Origin of the sequence: Xinfangfangia pollutisoli (assembly GCF_020179405.1) — a bacterium.
In the GTDB taxonomy this organism is placed as follows: Bacteria; Pseudomonadota; Alphaproteobacteria; order Rhodobacterales; family Rhodobacteraceae; genus Pseudogemmobacter; species Pseudogemmobacter pollutisoli.
Genome location: NZ_JAICBZ010000014.1, coordinates 24,706 through 50,010 on the forward strand (window position 1 = coordinate 24,706; position 25,305 = coordinate 50,010).

Below are 25,305 nucleotides of genomic sequence, written 5' to 3' on the forward strand. Positions count from 1 at the left end.
TTCAAGTCTCTATTGCTGCGGAATCAGCGCCGCAGACGCCCTGCAATCTCTTCCGCCAGCGCCCGATAGGCGACGGCCCCGCGCGACGCCGTGTCATATTGCAGCACCGGCAAAGCATGCGAGGGCGCTTCCGACAGCCGCACATTGCGCGGAATGATGGTCTGAAACACCATATCGCCCAGGTTTTCGCGCGCATCGGCCTCGACCTGCTGGGCCAGATTGTTGCGCCGGTCGTACATCGTCAGCACCACGCCTTCGATCCGCAGATCGGGATTGGCGCTGCGGCGCACATCGCGCACCGTCAACAACAGCTGCGACAGGCCTTCCAGCGCGAAAAACTCGGCCTGAAGCGGCACCAATACGGCATGCGAGGCGACCAGCGCATTCACCGTCAGCAGGCTGAGCGAGGGCGGGCAATCGATCAGCACGACATCGAAGCCGCGCTGTTCGATATCGGGATGACGCAGAGCGTCATGCAGCAGGAAGCTGCGCTTTTCATTGGCCACAAGGTCGATGTCGGCCGAGGCAAGATCGGAATTTGCCGGACAAATCCACAGGTTAGGCACGGCGGTTTCGCGGATGATCAAATCCGGCTGCCCATCGGCAAGCAGCAGATCATAGGTGGTCATCTGCCGTTCAGCCGGCGTCACCCCAAGCCCGGTCGAGGCATTGCCCTGCGGATCAAGATCCACCAGCAGCACGCGAAAGCCGATCTCGGCCAGGGCTGCCGCCAGATTGATCGCCGTCGTGGTCTTGCCGACCCCGCCCTTCTGATTGGCGATGGCGATGACATGTGCGGGTTGAGGATCGGGAAGGGACAGGGGCTCAGTCGCCGGCACGGGTCAAATTCCTCAATTCCAGGATGGCTGCGCCTTTATGCCCCGGATCGTCGTGCGTCTCCAGATCGAAGCGCCAGATTTTCGCGGCCGCGCTGCATTCTGCCGCATGGGATTCACCCTTGGGAAACAGCGCCCGGCCGGCCGGCGCCAGATGGCGATGGGCCAGGGCACACAGCTGATCCAGGGGCGCCAGGGCCCGCGCAGAGACGATTCCGGCCCCAAGCGGCGCCAGGGATTCAGCCCGTTCCGCCCGGACATCCAGCCGCAAGCCCAGCTGACGCCCGGCTTCACGCAGGAATGTTGCCTTGCGTTGATCGGATTCGACCAGAATCATCCGGGTTTCTGCGCCACGGTCGGCCAGAATTGCCGCAACCACGATGCCCGGAAAGCCGCCCCCTGCCCCGAAATCCGCCCAGATCGCCGGGGCATCGGGCACCAGAAGCGCCAGCCGCGCTGAATCTTCGATATGTCGTGCCCAAAGATCGGGCAGCGTGGACTTGGCGATCAGATTGATTCGCTGGGTCCATTTCTCGACCAGCGCAGCAAAGGCCTGAAGCTGCGCGATTCCCCCGGCCGAGGTGCCTAGGGCCTGCCAAAGCTGTTGATCCATCTAGACCGCCCGCGGCAGCGGCTGGCGTTTCAGCGCGGCGATCAGCAGCAGGATCGCGGCCGGGGTCATCCCCTCGATCTGGCGGGCCTGGTGCAGGTTTTCGGGCCGCAGCCGTTCCAGTTTCAGCGTCAACTCGGCCGAAAGACCCGACAATGCGCGATAATCGAAGCCCTGCGGGATCCCCAGGGCCTCGTGCCGGCGCAGATCTTCGGCATCTTCGGCCTGGCGGCGCGCATATTGGGCATAAAGCGCCTCGATTTCAGCCTGTTTGCGGGTTTCCGGGGCCAATTCAACCAGTTCCGGCGCCAGTGCATCGAGCCTTGCGGCGTCGTAATCGGGCATGGCCATCAAATCGAAGATCGGCCGGCGCAGCCCATCCTGGCTGACCAGGATGCCGCCCGCTGCCAGTTCTTTCGGAGTAAAGCTGCGCGATTTCAACAGGTTGATCGCTTGATCGAGCGCTTCCAGCTTCTCGCTGAAGGCCCGCCCGCGCGGTTCCTTCACCAGGCCAAGGGCCAGGCCCAGCGGCGTCAGGCGCTGATCGGCATTGTCGGCCCGCAAGCTGAGGCGATATTCGGCGCGCGAGGTGAACATGCGATAGGGCTCAGTCACGCCGCGCGTGGTCAGATCGTCGATCATAACGCCAAGATAGCTGTCGCTGCGCGAAAACGCCTGGCCGTCGCGCCCTTTCGCCAGCAGCGCGGCGTTCAGACCCGCAACCAGGCCCTGCGCCGCGGCCTCTTCGTATCCGGTGGTGCCATTGATCTGGCCGGCCAGGAAAAGCCCTACCAAAGCCTTGGATTCCAAGGTAATCTTCAGCCCGCGCGGATCGAGATAGTCATATTCGATCGCATAGCCCGGCTGGGTGATGACCGCCCGTTCCAGCCCGCGAATCGTGCGGACATAGGCTTCCTGCACCTCGGCCGGCAGCGAGGTGGAAATGCCGTTCGGGTAGACCGTGGGATCGTCAAGCCCTTCTGGTTCCAGAAAAACCTGATGGCTGTCCTTGTCGGCAAAGCGCACGACCTTGTCTTCGATCGACGGGCAATAGCGCGGCCCCACGCCTTCGATATGGCCGCCATACATCGCCGAGCGGCCGAGATTGTCGCGGATGATCTGATGCGTGGCGTCGGATGTATGGGTGATGCCGCAGGAAATCTGCCGGGCGATCGGCGCGCGGTTCAGGAAGGACAGCATCACCGGATCGTCATCGGCGGGCTGCATCTCCAGCTGCGCCCAGTCGATCGTGCGCCCGTCAAGCCGCGGCGGCGTGCCGGTTTTCAGCCGGCCCGTCGTCAGGCCCAAGCCGCGAATCTGGTCGGCCAAAGCGACTGACGGCCGGTCGCCGACCCGGCCCCCCGCGCGCTTCTGATCGCCGACATGGATGATTCCATTCAGGAAAGTGCCCGTCGTCAGCACCACGGCGCGCGCGAACAGCTCGGACCCATCGGCCAGGCGCAGGCCTTCGACGGCTGTGCCCGACAGAATGAGTTCGGCCGCTTCGCCTTCGACGATGTCCAGCCCGGGCTGGGCTGACAGCAGCGCCTGTACGGCGGCACGATAGAGCTTCCGGTCGGCCTGAGTGCGCGGCCCCTGAACGGCCGGGCCTTTGCGCCGGTTCAAAAGCCGGTACTGAATGCCTGCCATGTCGCCCGCGAGGCCCATGATCCCATCCAGCGCGTCGATTTCGCGCACGAGATGGCCCTTCCCCAGCCCGCCAATCGCCGGATTGCAGGACATGACGCCGATCGTATCGGCCCGCATCGTGACAAGCGCAGTCGCAGCGCCCATGCGTGCCGCCGCAGATGCAGCGTCCGCGCCGGCATGACCGCCGCCCACGACGATGACGTCAAAATGTTTCACGTGAAACACCCTCACTTCCCGATACAGAAACTGGCGAAGATCTCGCCCAGCAAATCTTCCACATCCACACGTCCGACAAGCGCATCCAGCGCGCGGATCGCCCGCCGCAAGTCTTCGGCCGCCAGTTCCGGCAACAAGCCGGAATCCAGGCCGACAAGCACAGCGCGAATCGCTTGAGCGCCCTGGTCCAGCGCCAGGCGGTGGCGGTCGCGGATCATAATACCAGCCCCCGCCACTTTTTCCGAGAGGCGAAGCGACAGTTCGGCCAGAAGCGCGTCGATCCCTGCCCCGGTCTTGCCCGAGACGGAAAGCCCGCCCGCACTGCCCAGATCGGCCTTCGCGCCGACCAGCAAGTCCCCCGCGCGCGGCGCAACTTGGCCAGTCACCGGGCCAAGAAACAGCCGCAGATCCGCCGCTTCGGCACGGTCGACCGCGCGGCGGATGCCTTCGCGTTCCAGCGGATCGGCACTGTCGCGCAGGCCCGCCGTATCCAGCAGCGTGACGGCCAGCCCGTCCAGATCCATCCGCACTTCGATCACGTCTCGCGTCGTGCCCGCGAATTCCGAAGTGATCGCGGCTTCGCGGCCCGCCAAGCGGTTCAAAAGCGTAGATTTTCCGGCATTCGGCGCGCCGATGATCGCCACTTCAAAACCGTCGCGGATGCGTTCAGCCTTTTCGACAGCTTTCGATTCCGCAGTCAGCTCATCGAGAAGACCTTGCAGCAACCCGCGCACTTCCGGTGTCACATCGACTGGAACGTCTTCATCTGCAAAATCGATCGTCGCTTCGATCAGGGCCGCCGCCCGGATCAGCCGCGCGCGCCAATCGGCCACGCGGGCCCCGATCTGGCCCGACAGAACCCGAAGCGCCTGACGCCGCTGCGCTTCGGTTTCGGCGTCGATCAGATCGGCCAGACCTTCGACCTGCGCCAGGTCCAGCACGCCATTGTCCAGCGCGCGGCGGGTGAATTCGCCGGCCTCCGCCGGCCGCGACAGGCCGGTTTCGCCCAGAACCCGCAGCAGGGCGGACGCCACGGCCGGGCTGCCATGGATGTGGAATTCCACCACCGGCTCACCGGTAAAACTGGCGCCTTGTTCAAAGAAAACCACAAGGGCTTGATCCAGAACCTCGCCCATCCACGATATGTTGCGCAATACCGCGCGGCGCGCGGGCGGCAGAACCCCGGCCAAGGCCTGACAGACCGCCGCCGCAGCCGGCCCCGAGACCCTTACGACGCCAAGGCCGGCGCGGCCCCGCGCCGTGGCAAGCGCATGGATCGTGTCAGCCATGGCAAGGATCCCGGCCTTACGTGTTCATCGAGTCGAAGAAATCGCTGTTCGACTTGGTCTGTTTCAGCTTGGAAATCAGGAACTCGATCGCATCGGTGGTGCCCATCGGGTTCAGGATGCGCCGCAGCACATACATCTTCTGCAGATCGTTCTTGTCGACCAGCAGGTCTTCCTTCCGGGTGCCGGATTTCAGGATATCCATGGCCGGGAAGGTGCGCTTGTCGGCAACCTTGCGGTCCAGCACGATTTCGCTGTTCCCGGTGCCCTTGAATTCTTCGAAGATCACTTCATCCATGCGCGATCCGGTGTCGATCAGGGCGGTCGCGATGATGGTCAGCGACCCGCCCTCTTCGATGTTCCGCGCCGCCCCGAAGAAGCGCTTGGGGCGCTGCAGGGCGTTGGCGTCGACACCGCCGGTCAACACCTTGCCCGAGGACGGCACGACGGTGTTGAAGGCGCGGCCCAGACGGGTGATCGAATCCAGCAGGATCACCACATCGCGCTTGTGTTCGACCAGCCGCTTGGCCTTTTCGATCACCATTTCCGCCACCGCGACGTGCCGCGTCGCCGGTTCGTCGAAGGTCGAGGACACGACCTCGCCCTTCACGGACCGCTGCATGTCGGTGACTTCCTCGGGCCGCTCGTCGATAAGAAGGACGATCAGGTAGCATTCCGGGTGATTGGTCGCGATGGAATGGGCAATGTTCTGCAGCAGAACGGTTTTACCCGTGCGCGGCGGCGCCACGATCAGCGCCCGCTGGCCTTTGCCGATCGGCGCCACCAGGTCGATGATCCGGGCCGAACGGTCCTTGATCGTGGGATCGTCGATTTCCATCTTCAGCCGCTCGTCCGGGTACAAGGGCGTCAGGTTGTCGAAATGGACCTTGTGCTTGGCCTTTTCCGGGTCGTCGAAGTTGATCTTCGTGACCTGGGTCAGGCTGAAGTATTTCTCGTTTTCCTTGGGCGCGGCGATCACACCTTCGATCGTGTCGCCGGTGCGCAGGCTGTACTGGCGCAGGATGTCGGGCGAGACATAGATGTCATCCGGGCCGGGCAGATAGTTGGCCGAGGGGCTGCGCAGGAAGCCGAAGCCGTCTTGCAGCACTTCCAGAACCCCGTCGCCGCCGATTTCATAGCCTTCTTCGGCATGCTCTTTCAGGATCGAGAACATCATCTCGCCCTTGCGCATCGAAGGGGCGTTCTCGATTTCCCACTCCTCGGCCATGGCGAGGAGATCGGCAGGCGTCTTTGCCTTGAGGTCGGCGAGGTTCAAACGTTCGGTCATGGAAGATCCCGGGGCCCGGTCGCAACAGACCAGGACAGAAGCGAGGAAAGGGGAAGTGCCTGGGCCGGACGGCCCTGCTGATCGCGCAGATAGTCGGCCGGGCAGATAAAGTCAACTGCGGTCTGGGTCGGGGGGCGGATGGGCCACCGTCCTCTTCTTCTTAATAAGAAAAGAATCTTGAAAGGATGATGATGTAGGGGCGGTGGATAACAGGATTGTCGCCAAAGCCCCCGGACTTTCCCCCAGACCAGCCGCCCGTGGATAAGCCGGGGATAAAACTGCAGAACCTGGAATTCATCGAAAATAATCATTTTCTGTCAGAGGCTTGTGCTGATCCGCGCCGGTGGAAAAGATCTGCGGCGCAGGGGCGGAAAACCCCCGATGGCAGGCTTTCCCACAGGCTTGGGACAGCCCCATCCCCTTGCGGATAACCCGCGCGGGGCTTGACAGAACCGGCCCTCGCACCGCTTTCTGGCAGCCGAGGCCGGGTTTACCCTTGCCGACTTCGCAGGAACGAAACCGGATTTTCCACAGATTCCCCCCATGCTTCTTCTCGCCTCCGCCTCTGAGACGCGGCTCGCCATGCTGCGCGCCGCCGGTCTGACCGTCGATGCCCTGCCCGCGCGGGTCGATGAAGACGAGGTGCGCCGCGGGCTTGAGGCCGAGGGCGCCTCGTCCCGCGACGTGGCCGATGCGCTGGCCGAGCTGAAGGCGGCCAAGATCTCGGCCCGCCGGCCCGAGGCGCTGGTTCTGGGCGCCGATCAAGTGCTGGATCTGGGCGGCAAGATCTATGCCAAGCCCGAAAGCCCGGAACAGGCGCGCCAGCAGCTGCAGGAGCTGCGCGGCCGCACCCATATGCTTCTGTCGGCGGCGGTGCTGTATCAGGGCGGGCAGCCGCAATGGCGCCATGTCGGCGTGGCGCGGCTGACGATGCGCGACGTCTCGGACAGCTATCTTGACGATTATCTGGCGCGGAACTGGGAAACCATCCGCCACAGCGTCGGCGGATATCGGCTGGAAGAGGAAGGCGTGCGGCTGTTCAGCGCGATTTCCGGCGACCACTTTACCATACTGGGCCTGCCGCTTCTGCCGCTCTTGTCCAATCTGTCCGAGCGAGGGATCATCCCGGCATGACCGACCATCCACGTATTCCGCTTGCTGGCGTCCTTGGCCATCCTGTCGCCCATAGCCGCAGCCCGGCGCTGCACGGCTATTGGCTGCGGCGCTATGGGCTGAAGGGGTTCTACATTCCCATGGACATCGCGCCCCTGGATCTGGCCGAGGCGGTGCGGATGCTGCCGAAGCTGGGCTTTGTGGGCGTCAATGTGACGATCCCGCATAAAGAGGCGATGCTGCAGATCGCCGATATCATCACCGATCGGGCGGCGCTGATCGGGGCCGCGAATACGCTGATCTTCCGCAAGGATGGCAAGATCCATGCCGACAATACCGACGGGATGGGCTTTGTCGCCAACCTGCGCCAGAACGCGCCGCATTGGCAGCCCTCGGCCGGGCCGGCGGCGGTGCTGGGCGCGGGTGGCGCGGCGCGGGCCGTGGTGGCGGCGCTGATCGAGGTGGGGGTGCCGGAAATTCGCATCGCGAACCGCACAAGGCCGCGTGCCGATGCACTGCGGTCGGATTTCGGCGCGAAGGTGGTGGTGCAGGACTGGTCGCAGGCCGGCGCGATGATGGAAGATTGCGCGACGGTGGTGAACACCACCTCGCTGGGCATGACCGGCAAGTCGGACCTGCATCTGTCCTATGACGCGCTGTCGCCGCAGGCCCTGGTGACCGACATCGTCTATACGCCTTTGCAGACCCAGTTCCTGATCGAGGCGGCGGCCCGCGGCTGCACCACGGTCGATGGTCTGGGCATGTTGCTGCATCAGGCTGCGCCGGGGTTTGAACGCTGGTTCGGCCAGCGCCCCGAAGTCGACGAGGCCACCCGTCAGGCCGTGCTGTCGGCATGAGCGCCTTTCGCCTTGGCCTGACCGGCAGCATCGGCATGGGCAAATCCACCACCGCTGGCTTCTTTGCCAAGGCCGGGATTGCGGTCTGGGATGCCGATGCGGCGGTGCATCGGCTATATGCGCCCGGCGGGGCCGCGGCGGCGGTGTTAGAGCCGCATTTTCCCGCTTCCGTGCGGGATGGCGCGGTGGACCGCGGCGCGCTGAAGGCGGCGCTGGCGGCCGATCCGGCCGCGCTGAAAGTGCTTGAGGCGCTTGTGCATCCGCTTGTGGCCAAAGACCGCGCGGCGTTCCTTGCCACCGCCACCAGCGACATCGTGGTGCTGGATATTCCGCTCTTGTTCGAAAAGGGCACCGAGGCCGAATGCGATGCCACGCTGCTGGTGACCGCCCCGCCCGCCGTGCAGCGCGACCGTGTTCTGGCGCGGCCCGGCATGACCGAAGACCAGTTCCGCCTGATCCTGTCGCGGCAGATGCCCGACGCTGAAAAGCGTTTTCGTGCAACTCATGTGGTGGAAACCCTGTCGCTGGACAGCACGCAGGCCTATGTTCAGGCCCTGATCGCCCATCTGAGGTCTGCCCATGCGTGAGATCGTTCTGGATACCGAAACCACCGGCTTCGACCCGGCCGAGGGCGACCGGATCGTGGAAATCGGCGGGGTCGAGCTGTTCAACCACCTGCCGACCGGCCGCACCTATCACCAATACATCAACCCCGAACGCGACATGCCGCAATCGGCCTTTGAAGTGCATGGGCTGAGCGCGGAATTCCTTAGCGACAAGCCGGTCTTTGCCGCGGTTGGCCAGGCTTTCCTGGATTTCGTGGGCGAGGCGAAGCTGGTGATCCACAATGCCAGCTTCGACATGAAATTCCTGAATTTCGAGCTGAAGCGCATCGGTCTTCCGGCCCTGCCGAACGATCGCGCCATCGACACGCTGATGATCGCCCGGCAGCGGTTTCCCGGCTCGCCCGCATCGCTGGACGCGCTGTGTCGGCGGTTCGGCGTCGACAATTCGCGGCGGGAAAAGCACGGCGCTCTTCTCGACAGCGAGATCCTGGCCGAGGTCTATCTGGAACTGATCGGCGGCCGGCAGCCCGATCTGGTTCTGGCCCCCGCGGGCGGTGCCCGCGCGTCGCGCGAAACCGTTCAGCAGCAGGAGGCCTGGCGCCCGCGGCCGCGGCCCGTGCCGCTGGCCCCGCGGCTGAGCGCCGAAGAAGCCGCCGCGCATGAGGCCTTTGTCGCCGGTCTGGGCGAGGCGGCGCTGTGGCGCAAACGGGTGTGATCTGCCCCCGCCGGATTGCGGCAGGATCGTGAAACTCGCCTAAAACCCTGAAGGTTAAGCCGATCTTCACCCGCGGCGCGCTAGCTTTGGCCTGGGTGTGACGATGGGTGACGGGATGGCAGGGCAGACGAATGCCGCGCCAGTCATCATCAAACGGAAGAAGGTTGTCGCGGGCGGCGGTCACCACGGGGGGGCGTGGAAAGTGGCCTATGCCGATTTCGTGACGGCGATGATGGCCTTCTTCCTGTTGATGTGGCTGCTGAACGCGACGACGGAAAAACAGCGCAAGGGGCTGTCGGATTACTTCAACCCCTCGATCCCGGTGAACCGGGTCTCGGGCGGGGGCGATGGCGCGCTGGGCGGCGAGACGCTGTTTACCGAAGACACCAAGGTGCATAACGGCAAGGGCGGCACCGCCAATGACAAGGGCAGTTCCTCGGGCGAGGCATCGGATACGCTGGCCGATGACGGGGCCTCGGAAAAGCTGCAGGCGGTGGAAAAGGCGCTGTTCGACCGCGGCGGCGAAAGCCGCACGATGGAGCAGATGCTGCGCCATGTGGTGACGCGGATCACCGATGAAGGCCTGGTGATCGAGATCTTCGATCTGCCCGACGCGCCGCTGTTCGATGCCGATACCGCGACGCCTCAGCCCATCACCGTGGCGCTGGCGGCCCTGCTGACCGAGGTGATGAACCTGACCACCAATGAAGTCGCGGTGAACGGCCATGTGCGCACCTATCCGGTGACGCTGGCGCAGAACCCGGTCTGGGACCTGTCGACGGCGCGGGCGCAGAACATGCGGCTTCTGCTGCAGGCCCAGGGTCTGCCCACGGCGCGGGTGCAGCGCATCGGCGGCTTTGCCGATCGTCAGCCCGCCGTGGCCGATCCGGCCGCGATCCGCAACAATCGGATCGAGATCATCCTGCTGCGCGACGACAGGTAAAGTCGGAAAAATCGAAGACGTTAGGGGGTTGTTAGACCTTTGGGCGCCAGTCTGGTTGCAAATGTCGATGCAGCAGAAGGGTGCAAACGATGTCGATTTCCTCGGCGCTCAGCGCCGGTGTTGCCGGGTTGAACGCGAATGCAACCCGCCTCGCCACGATCTCGGACAATATCGCCAATTCGGGAACCTATGGCTACAAGCGGGCCACGGCGGATTTCTCGTCGATGGTCATCACCACCACACGCGGCGCCGGGGTCTATTCCGCCGGCGGCGTCCGTGCCCAGGCCGGCCGGCTGATCGAAGAACGCGGCGGGCTGGTCGGCACCGCCAATGCGCTGGATCTGGCGGTCTCGGGCCGCGGCATGCTGCCGGTGCTTCCCGAAGTTGCGCTGGGCAATTCCGTGTCCGACATGCCGCTGCGGATGACGACGACGGGGTCTTTCCGCACCGATTCCAACGGGGTGCTGAAAACCGATACCGGGCTGGTGCTGCTGGGCTGGCCCGCAACCTCGGATGGGGTGATCCCCACCTTCCCGCGTGATACGATGACCGGGCTGCAACCTGTCGTCATCAACACCAACCAGACCGCGGGCGATCCCACGACCACGATCACGCTGGGCGTCAACCTTCCCGCGACCGAAACCGAAGTGGGCGCCAGCGGCGACGACCTGCCGCTGTCGGTCGAATATTTCGGCAATCTCGGCACATCGGAATCGCTGGATTTCACCTTCACCCCCACGGTTCCGGGCGCCGGGTCATCGAATGAATGGACGATGAAGATCTTCGATTCCGCCAGCGGCGGAGTGCAGATCGGCGAATATGTCCTGACGTTTGATGACAGCCGCACCGCCGGCGGCACGCTTGCCTCGGTTACCGAAGTGTCGGGCGGCGCCTATGACGCCGCCACCGGCAGCCTTGCGCTGACGGTCTTTGGCGGCCCGCTGGATGTCAGCATCGGCAAACTGGGCGATCCGAACGGGTTGACCCAGCTGTCCGACAGTTTCGCCCCGGTCTCGATCGTGAAGAACGGCTCGCCGGTTGGTAATCTGACCACGGTGGAAGTCGATGAAAACGGTCTGATCCATGCCACCTATGACACCGGCTTTACCCGTGTGCTGTATCAGATCCCGCTGGTCGACGTGCCCAATCCCAACGGGCTTCTGTCGCTGTCCGACCAGACCTATCAGGTCTCGCCCCAGTCCGGTTCGTTCTTCCTGTGGGATGCCGGCACCGGCCCGACCGGCGCGATCGAAGGCTATGCGCGCGAAGGATCGACCACCGATGTGGCGGCCGAGCTTACCTCGCTGATCCAGACCCAGCGCGCCTATTCCTCGAATGCCAAGGTGATCCAGACCGTCGACGAAATGCTGCAGGAAACCACCAATATCAAACGCTAGGGATAAACGCCGATGAGCGTGACCTCCGCCCTGAACAGCGCCCTGTCCGGCCTTGGTGCCAATGCTCGGCAGGCGCAGGTCCTGTCGTCGAATGTCGCCAATGCCACCACCCCGGGCTATGCGCGGCGCGAGGTTTCGCTGTCGGCCGCGGTGCTGGGCGGCACCGGCCAGGGTGTCATGGTGAACGGCGTCCGGCGCGATGTCGATCTGTTCCTGCTGAACGACCGCCGCTCTGCCCAGGCCGGCGCCTCGGACACCTCGACCCGCTCGGCCTTCCTGGCGCGGCTGGAAAAGATCGTCGGCGATCCCGAAGATGACGGGTCGCTGTCGTCGCGGATCAGCCTGCTGGATCAGCGCCTGATCGAAGCGGCCAGCCACCCCGAATCCGAAGCGCGCCTGGCCGCGGCGGTCAATGCCGCGCGGTCCCTGGCCCACGGCCTGAACGAGGCGAGCGATGCAGTGCAGCTGGAACGCCAGCGGGCGGATCGCGCCATTGCAACCCAGGTCGATCAGCTGAATGTCTCGCTGCGGCAGGTGCGCGATCTGAACAGCCAGATCCGCTCGTTCAGCGGCTCGGGCCGCGATGTCGCGTCGCTTCTTGACCAGCGTCAGCAGATCGTCGACCGGATCGCCGATATCGTGCCGATCCGCGAAGTGCCGCGCGATTTCGATCAGGTCGCGCTGATGACGACCGGCGGCGCGATGCTGCTGGACGGGATGGAATCGGAATTCGGCTTCACGGCGGTGAACACGATCGTTCCGGACATGACGCTGGACAGCGGCGCCCTGTCGGGCCTGACGCTGAATGGCCGGCCGATGGCCACGTCGGGCGCGGCCAGCCTGATCCAGGGCGGTTCGCTGGCGGCGTCTTTCGCGCTGCGCGACGATCTGGCGGTGACGGCCCAGGCCAAGCTGGACGCGCTGGCGCTGGATCTGTACCAGCGCTTCGCCGACAGCGGCGTCGATCCGACACTGACCGCGGGAAATCCGGGCCTGTTCACCGATGGCGGCGCCGCTTTCACTGCGCCGGATGAGGTGGGGCTTTCGGCCCGCATCAGCCTGAATGCGCTGGTCGATCCGCAACAGGGCGGCTCGGCGCTGCGGCTGCGCGACGGGCTGGAGGCCGCGGCGCCCGGCCCGACCGGCGATGCCACGCTTCTTCTGGCCTTGACCGGCGCGCTGAACACCGCGCGCCTGCCCGCTTCGGCAGCCGTCACGGCCACCGCGCGGTCTTTGCCGGGCCTGGCGGCCGACATCCTGTCTGCGATCTCGACCGACCGGCTGGCCGCTGAATCGAAAACCGCTTTCACCACGGCGCGGCATCTGGCGCTGACCGATCTTGAGGCGGCGCAGGGCGTCGATCTTGATGCCGAGATGCAGAACCTTCTGGTGATCGAGAAGAATTATGCCGCCAATGCCAAAGTAATCGCGACCGTCGACGAGATGATCTCGACGCTCCTGGGGTTGTGACATGACGGGTGTGCTTTCGACATCGGGTTTCCTGACCGCCGCGCTGGCCCGCCAGGGCAACAGCCTGCGCGCTGACCTGCAGCGCGCCTCGACCGAGCTGACGACCGGAAAGAAGGCAGATGCCGGCAAGGCGGTTGGCGGCGATTTCTTCGCGCTTGCCGCGCTGGATCACAGCCTGTCGCGGTTGGCGGGCTTCAAGGCCACCACGGCGGAAACCGCGTTGCTTGCCGATACGATGCAGGTTGCGCTGGGGGTGATTTCCGACGGCGCCACCAGCGTCAGCAGCGATCTGTTGCGCAACACCGGGTTGAACCTGCCTGAACAGCTGACAGCCGTGGTCACCGATGGGCGCCGCCAGTTCGACTCGGCGATTTCGGCGCTGAACACCCGCTTTGCCGAACGCGCGGTCTTTGCCGGCACAAGGGCCGAGTCGTCGCCCCTGCCGGGCTCCGAAACGATCCTGGCCGCGCTGGATGGCGTCACGGCCGGGGCAGCGACCGTGGCGGATGTGGTCACGGCGATTTCCGATTTCTTCGACGATCCCGCCGGTTATGAGGCGCTGTATTCTGGCGGGCCGGCCCGCGCCGCCCTGCCGGTCAGCGAAGGCGAAAACGTGGATCTGGGCGTGACCGCCCTGGATCCGGCGATCCGCGAAACGCTGAAGGGGCTGGCGATGGTGGCCATGCTGGACCGCGGCATCCTGTCGGGCCAGGACGCGGCGCGCAGCAACCTGGCCCGGGCGGCGGGCGAACAGCTTCTGTCCTCCAGCGAGGCGCGGGCGGTTCTGGCGGCGCGGATCGGCACCGCCCAGGCCCAGATCGAGGATGCCGCCACCCGCAACGGGGCGCAGGACACCGCGCTGACCATTGCCCGCACCAATATCATGGCCGCCGATCCCTATGACGCCGCCGCGCGGCTGGAAGATCTGCAATCGCGGCTCGACTCGCTTTACACGCTGACGGCGCGGCTGTCGTCGCTGAACCTGACCACGTATCTGCGATGATCCGGCTGTTTCTGTGCCTGTTCCTGCTGCTGCCAGGCCTTGCCGGGGCCGAGCCGATCCGGCTGAAGGATCTGGTCGAGGTGGATGGCGTGCGGGGCAATGACCTGGTGGGGTATGGGCTGATCGTCGGGCTGAACGGCACCGGCGACGGGCTGCGCAATGCGCCCTTCACCGAAGAGATCATGACAAACATGCTGGAACGGCTAGGGGTCAACATCACGGGCGAGGACTATCGGCCCAAGAATGTTGCGGCGGTTTTCGTCACCGCCACCCTGCCGCCCTTCGCCCGGGCCGGATCGCGGATCGACGTGACGGTCTCGGCGATCGGCGATGCCAGCAGTCTTTTGGGCGGTACGCTGGTGATGACGCCGCTGAACGGGGCCGATGGGCAGATCTATGCCGTGGCGCAGGGCACGATCATCGCCGGCGGGATCTCGGCCCAGGGGCAGGCGGCGCGGGTGGTGCAGGGTGTGCCGACGGCGGGCACCATCCCGTCGGGCGCGCGGGTGGAACGCGAGGTGCCCTTCGATTTCAGCCAGGTCAGCACGCTGCGGCTGGCGCTGAAGACGCCCGATTTCACCACCGCCGCGCGGATCGAAGCAGTGATCAACGCCGAATTCGGCGCCCGGGTCGCGGCGATGGAGGATTCGGGCACGGTCACCCTGACCCTGGGCCGCACCGGGCAGACGCCGGCCCATGCCATCGCCCGGATCGAGGGTCTGCGGGTCGAGCCTGAAACCCGGGCGACGGTGGTGGTCGATCAGCGATCCGGCACGATCGTGATGGGCGCGGATGTGCGGATCAGCCGGGTCGCGGTGGCGCAGGGCAATCTGACGCTGCGGGTGGAAGAGGCGCCGATTGCGGTGCAACCCAGCCCGTTCGGCGAGGGCGAGACCGTGGTGGTGCCGCGCAGCTCGGCCTCGATCACCAAGGACGGCACTGGCCTGGCCGAAGTGCCGGGCGGCACCAACCTGTCGGAAGTCGTGGCCGGGTTGAACGCCCTGGGCGTGGCACCGAATGACATGATCGACATCCTGAAAAGCATCAACGCGGCCGGGGCCTTGCATGCGGAATTCGTGATCCAGTAGGGGTCGGGCCCGGAACCGCCCCGATCGGGCAGGCTGGCGAGGGTCGCGCGGGCTGCGGCCGGCAGCGTATCGTGCGGCGTCAGGGTGCGCACAACCGGCTTGCGCGGCGCGAAACGGCCGACCGGCGGCGGAGGCGGTGGTGCGGGCCCCGCGGGACTTTCCGGAATTGCGGCGTGGCGCGGTCTGGCATGACCGGATCGTGGGCGCTGGCGAAATCCGGGTGACTGAAGGCTTCGGCCTCAGATCAGCCGGTGCAGCAGCCGCAGGAAGGTTTTCCGCTCGGCCGGGCGCAGCGGCGACAGGGTGGCGCGCGTGACCTCTTTCGCCGCCAGACAGGCCGCCGCGACCGCCTCGGCCCCGGTCTCGCTAAGCGAGATCAGATGGCGCCGCCGGTCCTCGGGATCGGGCGCGGTCCGCAGCAGGCCGCGCGCCACCAGCCGGTCGACAACGCCCTTGGTCGTCGCGCCATCCATTGCCACCGAGCGGCCCAGAAGGTTCTGCGACATCGGCCCCTGGTCCTGCAGCCGGACCATGACCGCAAACTGCGTGGTGGTCAGATTGCCCGGCACCAGCTCGGAAAAGATCAGCGAGTTGCGCTGATAGGCCTTGCGCAAGAGATAGCCGACCTGCTCGTCCAGCAGATAGTCCTGCCCGGCGTCGATCTTCGCCTGATGATCCTGCGCCACCTGTCGCCACCTTTGCCGCTTGCCCGTGCCGCCCAGTCTGCGGCATGGCGCCAGGACAGTCCAGAACGGCACGCGGGGGGCCGGGCTGGGAACTGTCCGGCTGGCGGACAGATTGGCGCCCCCTGTCGCCCCGCCGCCCGTGGCGCGGCTAAAGCTGAATGTGGGAGTTGGCGTTCGTCCGGGAGGGGGCAATGCAAAGAAGGGCACGCGAAGCGTCAGGCGGGCGGCATCGGCCGCGTCGGGGCGGCGGATGAGACGGCGGCCGATCCTGCGCCGGCTGCAGCCGGGTCTTCTGGGCCTGGCGGCGGCCTGTTTCCTGGCCGGCGCGGCCGTCACGGTCGCCGATGTCCTGCTGCGGCGCCTGGCGGGCGCCAATGTGCCGGGCGCGATCGAGCTGACCTCGTTCCTGATCGGCTTCGGCGCGCTTGTGTCGATGCCGGTCTGCTATGCGCGGCGCTGCCATGTGACGGCAAAGCTGCTGTCGGAAATGGCCCCGAACCGCTTTGCCCTTCCGCTGGGCCGGCTGGGCGCGCTGGCATCGCTGGGCTTTGCGGGGCTGATGCTGTGGAGCGTCGGCAGCAATGCCTGGGAGAAGATCGGCTCGCCCGAGACCTCGCGCGATCTGGGCTTGCCGATGCCGCTTCTGCTGGGCGCGGTCAGCCTGATCCTGGCGGCCGCCGTGCTGGGCGCGCTGGTCGGGCTGCGGCGGCATGCCCGCGGATCGGAGGTCTGAGATGAGCGGGCTTCTGGTCGGGGGTCTGGGCTTTGTCGCCGCGATCCTGATGATCCTGCTGGAAATTCCGGTTGCCGTTGCGCTGGGCCTGGTGGGGCTGGCGGGCTCGGCGCTGATCATCGGCTGGACGGGCGCCGTGGCCATCGGCGCGACGACCTTCTGGGACAGCGTGACCAATTACACGCTGACGATGCTGCCGCTTTTCGTGCTGATGGGCAATCTGGCGGCGCATTGCGGGTTGTCGGGGCGGCTGTATCGGTCGATGGCCACGCTTCTGGGCCATCGCCGCGGCGGGCTGGCCCTGGCCACGATCGGCGCCTCGGCCGGGTTCGGGATGATCTCGGGCTCGTCGCTGGCGACCACCGCCACCATGGGCCGGATCGCCCTGCCCGAGATGCAGGTGGCCGGCTATTCGCGGTCGCTTTCGGCGGGGTCGGTGGCGGCGGGCGGCACGCTGGGCATCCTGATCCCGCCCTCGACCGTGCTGGTGATCTATGCCTTCATCGCGGAACAGTCGATCCGGTCGCTGCTGCTGGCGACGGTCGGGCCGATCGTCATCGCGATCACGCTCTACTGCCTGGCGATCTGGCTGCCCCTGTGGCTGGGCTGGTCCAGCGCACCAGAGCGCGCCCGGGCCGTGGGTGCCGAACGCCGCCAGGCGCTGGCCGAGCTTTTGCCGCCCCTGGGCATTTTCGGCCTGATCATGGGCGGGCTGTACACCGGGCTGTTCACCGCCAACGAAACCGCAGCCATCGGTGCGGCCGTGGTGCTGGCCTATGGCATGCTGTCGCGCCGCCTGTCCTGGCCGGGCTTTCTGGATGCGGCAATGGACACGGCGATGACCTGCGGCGCGCTGTATCTGGTGCTGGTGGGCGCGAACCTGTTCAACTTCTTTCTGGCCCTGTCGGGCCTGCCCTTCAGCCTGACCGGGATGTTTTCGGGCCTTCTGGACCAGCCGCTGCTGGTGATCCTGCTGATGCTGGCGATCTATCTGGTGCTTGGCACGCTGATGGACAGCCTGGCCATGCTTTTGCTGACCGTTCCCTTGTTCGTGCCCATCGCCCAGGCGGCCGGCATCGACCTGATCTGGTTCGGCATCTTCGCGGTCATGGTGGTCGAGATGGGCCTGATCACGCCGCCCGTCGGGATGAACCTGTTCGTGCTGAAGACCACCAATCCCGAAATCGAGATGATCGAGCTTTGGCGCGGGGTCATGCCGTTCGTTCTGGCCGATCTGGTGCGCGTCGGGCTGATCATTGCCCTGCCGGCTTTGGTGACCTGGCTGCCGCTGCACGCCTTCTGACATTGACATTCCAGGGAGGACTTCATGTTCACGTCACTGCTGAAACCCGCGCTTCTGGCGCTGGCTTTGACCGCGCCTTTCGCCGCCCAGGCGCGCGAGCTGCGCGTATCGGTTCATGAGCCGCCGCAAGGCTTTTATTCGGCGAAGATCCTGCAGGCCTGGATCGACGAGATCGGGCCGAAGCTGGCCGGCGGCACAAGCTTGCGGCTGTATCCGGGCGCAATCCTGGGGGCCCCTCCGGCCCAGGCCGAGCTGGTCAAGGCTGGCGTCGCCGATATTGCCCTGGTCGTGCCGACCTATACGCCGGGCCTGTTTCCGCTGTCGGGCGTGGTCGAGGTGCCCGGTCTGGTCGCCAGCTCGGCCGATGGCACGGCGATCCTGAACGCGCTGGCCGAAAGCGGCGCGCTGGACGGGGAATATGCCGATTACCAGGTGCTGGCGCTGTTCTCGACGCCCGGCTACCGCTTTCTGATGGCGGGCGACGGTGTCACGAAACCTGCCGATCTGGCCGGACTGAAACTGCGCACGCCTTCGCCCTTCGGGTCCGAGTTGCTGGCGATGCTGGGCGCCTCGGGCGTCGCGATCCCGGCGCCGCAGGTCTATGAAAACCTGGAACGCGGCGTCGTGTCGGGCGCGGTCTGGGTGATGGACGCCTACAAGACCTTCCGGCTGGACGAAGTGGCCCCCTCGGTCACGACCCAGCGCTTCACCGCGCAGCCGATGGCGATCCTGATGAACAAGGCGGCCTGGGACAGCCTGCCCGAGGAAGACCGCAAGGTGTTCGAGGCGGAAACCGGCCGCGTCCTGGCGGATTGGATCGCGGGCGTGGTGGATGCGACCGATGCCGAGATCGAAAAGGGCTTTCGCGAGGGCGGCAAGGTGACGTTCATCGATCCGGACGCCGCCACTGCCGCGGAATGGACCGCCGCGCTGGCCCCGGCGGCCGAGGCCTGGATCGCGGGCCAGCCCGATCAGGCCGCCGCGACAGCCGCGCTTGCGGCCGCCCATGCGGCGGTGGGCAAGTGACAGCGCCCTGACGGGACGGGCCCTGTCCGCCCTGCGGACGGGCGGGGCCCGAAGCCTGTGACCCCGCCGCCGGGACGGGCAGGACGGAATTTCCGAAACGCGAAGCGAAAGGGACGACCATGGCGATCAATGCTCTGGGCTATCTTGGCGTGCGCTCTGACCGGCTGGAGGACTGGTCCGAGTTTGCCGGCACACTTCTTGGCATGCAGAAGATCGACCGCGGCGGCAGGGCCGTGGCCTTCCGCATGGATGACCGCGCGCAGCGGCTGCTGGTCTCGGACGAGCCGGGCGAGACGCTGGCCTTCCTGGGTTTCGAAGTCGCGGCGCGCGACGATCTGCAGGCCTATGCCGCACGGCTGGAGACGGCCGGGGTCGCGGTGCATCCGGGCCGCGGCGGGCTGGCCGACCGGCGGCTGGTGGGCGATCTGATCTGGTTCCACGATCCGATGGGCAACCGGGTGGAGCTGTTCCACGCGCCGATGCTGGCAAGCGATCCTTTCGTGCCCGGCCGGCCGATCGACGGCTTCAGGACCGGACCCCTGGGCATGGGCCATGCCGTCCTGCATGTGCAGGAGATCGACATCATGATGCCCTTCTACCGCGACCTGCTGGATTTCCACGTCACGGATTACGGGCTGGAACCCTATGGTCTGTATTTCTTCCACCTGAACGACCGCCACCATTCCTTCGCCATGGTCGGCTCGGGCCAGCGCGGCTTTCACCATTTCATGGTCGAGTTTCAGAACCTGGACGATGTCGGGCAGGGCTATGACCTTGCCCAGCAACGCGAAAACGGCGTCGCCTATACACTGGGCCGGCATACCAACGATTACATGACCAGCTATTACGCGCATTCGCCCTCGGGGTTTTTCGTCGAGAACGGCTGGGGCGGGCGGTTGATCGACCCGGCAACCTGGGCGCCGCATGAAACCCATGACGGGCCCAGCTTCTGGGGGCATGAGCGGCTGTATCTGACCGAGGAGGGCGGCCGAAAGCGGCTGCGCGACATGCGGCTTGAGGCGGCGGCAAAGGGGCGCCGCGCGCCGCCGGTGGCGGATTGCCCCTGGCTTTACGGTGAACTTGCAAAGGCGGGTCGGTAGGAATGGAACGGTTCGATGTTGCGGTGGTGGGCTATGGCCCGACCGGCGCCACGCTGGCGCATCTTCTGGGCCAATGCGGGCTGAAGGTTCTGGTGCTGGAACGCGAAAGCGCCGCCTATCACCTGCCCCGCGCGGTGCATTTCGATGCCGAGGTGATGCGCGTGCTGCAATGGATCGGCGTGGCCGAAGCGATCGAGCCGCTGACCGCCCGCCATCCCGGCATGCGCTTTGTCGATCCCTCGGGCAAGCTGCTGCTGGATTGGCCGCGCCCGCAGGATGTGGGTCCGCAGGGCTGGCGGTCGAACTTCCGCTTTCACCAGCCCGATCTGGAGCGGCTCTTGCGCGACGGCATGGCGGCGCGGCCGAGCGTGACCGTGCGCAGCCGCTGCGATCTGTTCCTGGTCGAGGACGGGCCCGAGGCGGTGACCCTGCGCTATGAAGACATGAGCCGCGGCAAGGTCGAGCGGGTTCAGGCGACCTATGTCGTGGGCTGCGATGGCGCGCGGTCGCTGATCCGCCGCTTCATCGAGACGGAGATGGAGGATTACGGTTTCCACGAACGCTGGCTGGTGATCGACGCGATCCTGAAGGCCGAGAAGCCTGAACTGGGCGACCATTCGATCCAGTATTGCGTGCCCGAGCGCCCGGCCACCTATGTGCGCGGCCCGGGGCTGCGGCGGCGCTGGGAAATCACCGTCCGGCCCGGCGAGGATGCGGCCGAAATCGCCCGGCCGGCCCGGGTCTGGCAGCTGCTCTCACCCTGGCTAAGCCCGGACGAGGCCGATCTGGAACGGACGGCGGTCTATGTCTTCCACTCGCTGGTGGCGCAGGACTGGCGCCGGGGCCGGCTGTTTCTGGCGGGCGATGCCTGCCACCAGACGCCGCCCTTCATGGGCCAGGGCATGTGCGCGGGCATTCGCGACGCGGCGAACCTGTATTGGAAACTGGCGCTGGCCTGTCAGGGCAAAGTCACGGGCGCGGCGGCCGAGCGGCTGCTGGACAGCTACGACTCCGAACGCAGGCCCAATGCCCGCGACTATATTCAGACCGCCGTGCGGCTGGGCGGGCTGATCAACACCGCCGGCACGGAAACCGCGCTGCGCGCCGCGCTGCCCGGGGCCGATGGCACTGCGCGGATGGAAAGCATCGCGCCGCCCCTGGGGCCGGGCCTTGGCATCGGCGACAAGGCGGGGCGGCTGTTCGGCCAGCCGCGTCTGGCGGATGGGCAGCTGATGGATCGCGTTTACCCGCACCAATGGGTGCTGGTGGCCGATGCGGATCTGGCCTCGGCCGTGCCCCTGCCCAAGGGGGTGGCTCTGGTCACCGCTGACAGTTCGGCCGATGCCGCCGCGCATCTGGCCCGGCTGGCCACACGCGCCGTGCTGCTGCGCCCCGACCGCCACACGCTGGGCGCCGCCGAAACCCCGGCCGACCTGGCCGCGCTTCTGGCGGCGGCCCTTCCAAACCCTGTCGATCCGCAAGAACCAAGGATGGTTGCCCCATGAGATTCTGTTCCTTCACCACCGCGGCCGGCCCCAGCTGGGGCCTTGTGACCGAAGCCGGGATTGTCGATCTTGGCAAACGCGGTCTGGCGCCCAGCCTGCGCGGTTTCCTGGCCCAGGGCGACATGGCGCCCGCCGCGGCTTTGGCGGCCGAAAAGCCCGACCATGCCTTTGACGCCGTGACCCATGCGCCGGTGATCCCCGATCCCGACAAGATCATCTGCGTCGGGCTGAACTACCATGACCACATCAAGGAAACCGGCCGCGAGGAAACCCCGAACCCGGTGCTGTTCGCGCGCTATGCCGGCAGCCAGATCGGCCAGGGCGCGGCGCTGGTGAAGCCGCTGGACTCTGATCAGTTCGACTATGAGGGCGAGCTTGCGGTGATCATCGGCCGCGAAGGCCGTCGCATCGCCGCGGCCGAGGCCCTGTCTTATGTGGCGGGCTATGCCTGCTACAATGACGGGTCGGTGCGCGACTGGCAGAAGCACACGCATCAGTTCATGCCTGGCAAGACCTTTGCCGGCACCGGCGCTTTCGGGCCCTGGATGGTGACGGCGGATGAGATCGGCGATCCGTCCGCGCTGCATCTGCAGACCCGGCTGAACGGGCAGGTGGTGCAGGATACCGACCTGTCCCTGATGATCACGCAGGTTCCCCGGCTGATCGCCTATTGCTCGACCATCCTGCCGCTTTTGCCGGGCGATGTGATCGTATCCGGCACGCCCGGCGGGGTGGGTGCGCGGCGCAACCCGCCCTTGTGGATGCGCGACGGCGATGTCTGCGAAGTGGAAATCTCGGGCATCGGCACGCTGACCAACCCGGTCCGGGCCGAGGGCTGACCCCCTTTCCCCGCCGGGCGCCGCGTGCCAGTCTGCCCGCCATGACCGGCCGCGCCGAGACCGAACGAAAACCCGAGGCCGTGCGCGCCCTGACGCGCGGCCTTGCCATCCTGCGGCATGTGAATTCCGTGGGCGAGGCGCGCCCGGGCGAGATTGCCCGCGCGCTGGATATTCCCCGGCCCAGTGTCTACCGCCTGCTGCAGACGCTGGAAGAGGCGGGCTATGTGGTCTTTTCCGGCAGCTCCAACCTGGTGCGGGTCACGCGGCTTGCGGCCTCGCTGGGCGATGGCACGGCCCTGACCTCGGATCTGTGCCAGGCGGCGGCGCCGCTTTTCGCCGAATATGGCCCCAGGCTGGTCTGGCCGCTGGACCTGTCGGTCTATCACAATGCGGCGATGATCATTCAGGAAACCACGCATGGCCGGTCGCCGCTGTCGATCGACCGGGCGATGGTCGGCTACCGGCTGCCGGTGCTGCGCACCTCGGCCGGGCGGGCCTATCTGGCCTTTTGCGGCGATGAGGAGCGGGCGCTGATCATCGCCCATCTGCGCCGGCTGGGCGATCCGGTCGATGCGCCCTATCTGGAACCGGAATGGCTGGCGCGGATGATCGAGGAAACCCGTGCCCGCGGCGTGGCGCTGCGCGATGCGGGCGAGTTTCGGCCGCAGACCTCGTCGATTGCCGTGCCGATCCTGTCGGGCGATCTGGTGCTGGGCTGCGTGTCGATGATCTGGATCCGCAGCGCGATGACGGCGCGCAAGGCGCTGGACAGCTGCGCCACGCCGCTGGCCGAGATCGCGGCCCGGCTGGCCCTGGCCCTGCCCGGCTAAAGCGGCGCCGCTGCCAGTTCGGCGGCCACCGCATCGTCAATCGGTGTGCCATAGGTCATCAGCAGATAGCCCAGCACCGAATAGAAACCCACCAGCGCCAGAAGGTCGATCACCGCCTTGCGGCCAATGGCCCCGGCCAGTTCTGCCTCCAGATCCGGCGGCAGGCGGCGTTGGTCGAACAGCGCGTCGACCGCATGGGCGATCAGCGCATCTTCACCCTGGGGCCTGTCGCGCAGCGCGGCGATCCGGGCATCGGAAAAGCCCAACGCCCGGGCCCGGCTGACGTGATGCGCCCATTCATAGGCCGACCCCATCCGATGCGCCGCCCGCAGGATCACCACCTCCGAGCGTTCGGGGCCAAGCGCGTTTTCCCGGACCAGATGCTGCCGCAACGGCGCCCAGGCGCGCAGCAGCGCGGGATGATGCGCCATGGTCCGGTACACGTTCAGCGCCCCGGCAAATCCCGATTGCAGATCGGCGATCTCGGCGGGCCAGTCCGCATCGGTCAGGGGCGGGCAGGGTGAAGGCCTGGGTTCGGGCATGATATCCTTGCTTCGGAGTCGGCCGGTCGGATGGCGCGCGCCTAATGCCTTGCGTCGGGCAGCAGGAAGGCGAACAGGCCGAAGGCCGGCAGGAAGGCGCAGATCTGATAGACCGTGGTGATGCCCACATAGTCGGCCAGCACGCCCAGCCCCGCCGCCCCCAGCGCCGCGATGCCGAAGCCGAAGCCGAACAGCAGCCCCGCCACCATGCCGGTATGCTGCGGCATCAGATCCTGCGCATAGACCACCATCGCCGGGAAGGCCGAGGCCATCACCATGCCGGCCAGGCCGGCGACGATGACCGTGGGCACCAGCGGCAGAAGCGGCAGCATCAGCGACAGGGGCAGCGTGCCCAGGATCGACCACAGGATCACCCGGCGCCGGCCGATCCGGTCGCCAATCGGGCCACCGATGATCGTGCCCACCGCGACCGCGGCCAGGAAGATGAACAGGCAATTCAGCGCCTGGCTTTCGGTCAAATCGTAACGCTCGATCAGGTAGAAGGCGTAATAGCTGGAAAAGCTGACCTGATAGATGAATTTCGAAAACATCAGCACCATCAGCAGCCCCATGCCGAAGCGCACCGCATCGGCCGGCAGCACCGCGGCCGAGCGCGCCCGTGCCTTGCGCGCCTGGGCCCGCTCGGCCCCGGCGCGGATGTACCAGCGGCCCACCAGCGTCAGCACCAGCATGCCCAGCATCGCGACGGCGGCAAACCATTCGATGGTGATCTGCCCGTGGCGCAGCACGATCCAGCCCGCGGCCAGGGGGCCAAGCGCCGTGCCGGCATTGCCGCCGACCTGGAACACCGATTGCGCGAAGCCGGGCCGCATCCCGGCCGCAAGCCGGGCAATGCGCGAGGCTTCGGGGTGGAAGATCGACGAGCCCAGCCCGATCAGCGCCACCGAGATCAGCACCGCCGCGAAACTGGCCGCCTGGGCCAGCAGCACCAGCCCGATGCCGGTCATCGCCATGCCCACGGCCATTGCATAGGGCAGCGGCCGGCGGTCAGTATAAAGCCCGACCAGCGGCTGCAGGATCGACGCGGTGCCCTGAAAGACGAAGGTGATCAGCCCGATCTGGGTGAAGCTGAGCGCCAGATTGGATTTCAGCAGCGGATACGAGGCCGGGATCAGCGATTGCATCAGGTCATTCAGGAAATGACCCGTCGCGACCGCAAGAATGATTGAGATGACGGTGGATTCGGCCGAAGCCGGCGGGGTCGAACTGGCAGGAGATGGGGCAGTCATGGCGTATCCGTGAAACGGCTGACGGCGCGGACCATGCCGCGCCGCCTGACAAAGTGCAATCTCATATCCGACTTTACACGGCCGGAAGCGCCGGCAATGCCGGATCAGCCGTAGACGGCTTCCTTGCCGAAATGCTTGACCAGCAGGTAATAGAACGGCGCGCGATATTTGTTGCGTTCGGATTTGCCGTAGGTTTCCACCGCGGCCATGATGCCTTCCATCAGCGCCGGCCCGTCCTTCAGGCCCAGCTTCTTGATCAGGAAATTGACCTTGATCCGCTCCAGCTCTTCCGGATCCGAAGCGGCGACGGTCTGGGCGTCATTGTCATAGATCGCCGGGCCGCAGCCGATGGTGACCTTGGTCAGCAACTCCAGATCGGGAACCACGTTGCACTTGGCTTTCAGATCCTCGGCATATTTCGCGATCAATTCGTCCCGTTTGCCCATCTTACCC

25 protein-coding genes are annotated in these 25,305 nt (G+C 66.3%); 16 read left to right on the forward strand and 9 right to left on the reverse strand.

Annotated elements, in window-relative coordinates:
• Positions 1 to 23: 23 nt before the first annotated feature.
• From K1Y73_RS06820 to rho, 5 genes are read right to left on the reverse strand one after another with little or no spacing between them, the layout of a single operon-like run.
• The gene (locus tag K1Y73_RS06820; RefSeq protein WP_225027418.1) at positions 24 to 839 is read right to left on the reverse strand and encodes a ParA family protein; all 816 of its coding nucleotides are present in this window, start codon (positions 837 to 839) and stop codon (positions 24 to 26) included.
• Complete coding sequence (locus tag K1Y73_RS06825; RefSeq protein ID WP_225027419.1) at positions 826 to 1,449, reverse strand: 16S rRNA (guanine(527)-N(7))-methyltransferase RsmG; 624 nt, start codon at positions 1,447 to 1,449, stop codon at positions 826 to 828. The genes K1Y73_RS06820 and K1Y73_RS06825 overlap by 14 nt, the downstream gene beginning before the upstream one ends.
• Complete coding sequence (mnmG, locus tag K1Y73_RS06830) at positions 1,450 to 3,312, reverse strand: tRNA uridine-5-carboxymethylaminomethyl(34) synthesis enzyme MnmG (RefSeq protein WP_225027421.1); 1,863 nt, start codon at positions 3,310 to 3,312, stop codon at positions 1,450 to 1,452.
• Positions 3,313 to 3,323: 11 nt separating this feature from the next.
• Positions 3,324 to 4,601, reverse strand: coding sequence for a tRNA uridine-5-carboxymethylaminomethyl(34) synthesis GTPase MnmE (mnmE, locus tag K1Y73_RS06835; RefSeq protein WP_225027422.1), 1,278 nt, complete (start codon positions 4,599 to 4,601; stop codon positions 3,324 to 3,326).
• Positions 4,602 to 4,617: 16 nt separating this feature from the next.
• Positions 4,618 to 5,886: a transcription termination factor Rho gene (rho, locus tag K1Y73_RS06840; RefSeq protein WP_225027424.1), complete on the reverse strand. Its 1,269-nt coding sequence runs from the start codon at positions 5,884 to 5,886 to the stop codon at positions 4,618 to 4,620.
• A gap of 543 nt (positions 5,887 to 6,429) precedes the next feature.
• Here rho and K1Y73_RS06845 point away from each other — a divergent pair.
• From K1Y73_RS06845 to K1Y73_RS06885, 9 genes are all read left to right on the forward strand, one after another.
• Positions 6,430 to 7,020, forward strand: coding sequence for a Maf family protein (locus K1Y73_RS06845; RefSeq protein WP_225027425.1), 591 nt, complete (start codon positions 6,430 to 6,432; stop codon positions 7,018 to 7,020).
• Positions 7,017 to 7,856: a shikimate dehydrogenase gene (locus K1Y73_RS06850; RefSeq protein ID WP_225027427.1), complete on the forward strand. Its 840-nt coding sequence runs from the start codon at positions 7,017 to 7,019 to the stop codon at positions 7,854 to 7,856. Before K1Y73_RS06845 ends, K1Y73_RS06850 begins: the two co-directional genes overlap by 4 nt.
• The gene (gene coaE / locus K1Y73_RS06855) at positions 7,853 to 8,443 is read left to right on the forward strand and encodes a dephospho-CoA kinase (RefSeq protein WP_225027429.1); all 591 of its coding nucleotides are present in this window, start codon (positions 7,853 to 7,855) and stop codon (positions 8,441 to 8,443) included. The genes K1Y73_RS06850 and coaE overlap by 4 nt, the downstream gene beginning before the upstream one ends.
• On the forward strand, positions 8,436 to 9,137 hold the full coding sequence (gene dnaQ / locus K1Y73_RS06860; protein ID WP_225027431.1) for a DNA polymerase III subunit epsilon: 702 nt from the start codon (positions 8,436 to 8,438) through the stop codon (positions 9,135 to 9,137). Before coaE ends, dnaQ begins: the two co-directional genes overlap by 8 nt.
• A 115-nt stretch (positions 9,138 to 9,252) precedes the next feature.
• A complete protein-coding gene (locus tag K1Y73_RS06865; protein ID WP_225027432.1) occupies positions 9,253 to 10,080 on the forward strand; it encodes an OmpA/MotB family protein in 828 nt (275 codons plus the stop codon).
• A gap of 89 nt (positions 10,081 to 10,169) precedes the next feature.
• Positions 10,170 to 11,477: a flagellar hook protein FlgE gene (locus tag K1Y73_RS06870; protein ID WP_225027434.1), complete on the forward strand. Its 1,308-nt coding sequence runs from the start codon at positions 10,170 to 10,172 to the stop codon at positions 11,475 to 11,477.
• A gap of 12 nt (positions 11,478 to 11,489) precedes the next feature.
• Positions 11,490 to 12,947 (forward strand): flagellar hook-associated protein FlgK, encoded by a 1,458-nt coding sequence (gene flgK, locus K1Y73_RS06875; protein ID WP_225027435.1) that lies wholly within the window; start codon positions 11,490 to 11,492, stop codon positions 12,945 to 12,947.
• A gap of 1 nt (position 12,948) precedes the next feature.
• Positions 12,949 to 13,950 carry a flagellin gene (locus K1Y73_RS06880; RefSeq protein ID WP_225027437.1) on the forward strand — a complete coding sequence of 334 codons (1,002 nt, stop codon included), beginning with the start codon at positions 12,949 to 12,951 and terminating at the stop codon, positions 13,948 to 13,950.
• A complete protein-coding gene (locus tag K1Y73_RS06885) occupies positions 13,947 to 15,038 on the forward strand; it encodes a flagellar basal body P-ring protein FlgI (protein ID WP_225027438.1) in 1,092 nt (363 codons plus the stop codon). The genes K1Y73_RS06880 and K1Y73_RS06885 overlap by 4 nt, the downstream gene beginning before the upstream one ends.
• A 239-nt stretch (positions 15,039 to 15,277) precedes the next feature.
• Here K1Y73_RS06885 and K1Y73_RS06890 read toward each other — a convergent pair whose 3' ends face one another.
• Positions 15,278 to 15,724 carry a MarR family winged helix-turn-helix transcriptional regulator gene (locus K1Y73_RS06890; RefSeq protein WP_225027440.1) on the reverse strand — a complete coding sequence of 149 codons (447 nt, stop codon included), beginning with the start codon at positions 15,722 to 15,724 and terminating at the stop codon, positions 15,278 to 15,280.
• 250 nt (positions 15,725 to 15,974) lie between these two features.
• Here K1Y73_RS06890 and K1Y73_RS06895 point away from each other — a divergent pair, with 250 nt between their 5' ends.
• From K1Y73_RS06895 to K1Y73_RS06925, 7 genes are all read left to right on the forward strand, one after another.
• Complete coding sequence (locus K1Y73_RS06895; RefSeq protein WP_225027441.1) at positions 15,975 to 16,457, forward strand: TRAP transporter small permease; 483 nt, start codon at positions 15,975 to 15,977, stop codon at positions 16,455 to 16,457.
• Between the two features lies 1 nt (position 16,458).
• Positions 16,459 to 17,760 carry a TRAP transporter large permease gene (locus tag K1Y73_RS06900; RefSeq protein ID WP_225027442.1) on the forward strand — a complete coding sequence of 434 codons (1,302 nt, stop codon included), beginning with the start codon at positions 16,459 to 16,461 and terminating at the stop codon, positions 17,758 to 17,760.
• A gap of 24 nt (positions 17,761 to 17,784) precedes the next feature.
• A complete protein-coding gene (locus K1Y73_RS06905; RefSeq protein WP_225027443.1) occupies positions 17,785 to 18,786 on the forward strand; it encodes a TRAP transporter substrate-binding protein in 1,002 nt (333 codons plus the stop codon).
• 119 nt (positions 18,787 to 18,905) lie between these two features.
• The gene (locus K1Y73_RS06910; RefSeq protein ID WP_225027444.1) at positions 18,906 to 19,886 is read left to right on the forward strand and encodes a VOC family protein; all 981 of its coding nucleotides are present in this window, start codon (positions 18,906 to 18,908) and stop codon (positions 19,884 to 19,886) included.
• A gap of 2 nt (positions 19,887 to 19,888) precedes the next feature.
• Positions 19,889 to 21,391, forward strand: a complete 1,503-nt coding sequence (mhpA, locus tag K1Y73_RS06915; protein ID WP_225027445.1) for a bifunctional 3-(3-hydroxy-phenyl)propionate/3-hydroxycinnamic acid hydroxylase MhpA — start codon at positions 19,889 to 19,891, stop codon at positions 21,389 to 21,391.
• Positions 21,388 to 22,230, forward strand: coding sequence for a fumarylacetoacetate hydrolase family protein (locus tag K1Y73_RS06920; protein ID WP_225027446.1), 843 nt, complete (start codon positions 21,388 to 21,390; stop codon positions 22,228 to 22,230). The genes mhpA and K1Y73_RS06920 overlap by 4 nt, the downstream gene beginning before the upstream one ends.
• A gap of 41 nt (positions 22,231 to 22,271) precedes the next feature.
• The gene (locus tag K1Y73_RS06925) at positions 22,272 to 23,060 is read left to right on the forward strand and encodes a DNA-binding transcriptional regulator (RefSeq protein WP_225027447.1); all 789 of its coding nucleotides are present in this window, start codon (positions 22,272 to 22,274) and stop codon (positions 23,058 to 23,060) included.
• On the opposite strand, the gene K1Y73_RS06930 is transcribed toward K1Y73_RS06925, so the two are convergent.
• From K1Y73_RS06930 to K1Y73_RS06940, 3 genes are all read right to left on the reverse strand, one after another.
• Positions 23,057 to 23,602: a carboxymuconolactone decarboxylase family protein gene (locus K1Y73_RS06930; RefSeq protein ID WP_225027449.1), complete on the reverse strand. Its 546-nt coding sequence runs from the start codon at positions 23,600 to 23,602 to the stop codon at positions 23,057 to 23,059. The two genes, K1Y73_RS06925 and K1Y73_RS06930, sit on opposite strands and share 4 nt — an antisense overlap.
• Positions 23,603 to 23,643: 41 nt before the next feature.
• Positions 23,644 to 24,852 (reverse strand): MFS transporter, encoded by a 1,209-nt coding sequence (locus K1Y73_RS06935; protein WP_225027450.1) that lies wholly within the window; start codon positions 24,850 to 24,852, stop codon positions 23,644 to 23,646.
• Between the two features lie 104 nt (positions 24,853 to 24,956).
• Positions 24,957 to 25,298, reverse strand: a complete 342-nt coding sequence (locus tag K1Y73_RS06940) for a DUF2853 family protein (RefSeq protein WP_225027452.1) — start codon at positions 25,296 to 25,298, stop codon at positions 24,957 to 24,959.
• Positions 25,299 to 25,305: the final 7 nt, after the last annotated feature.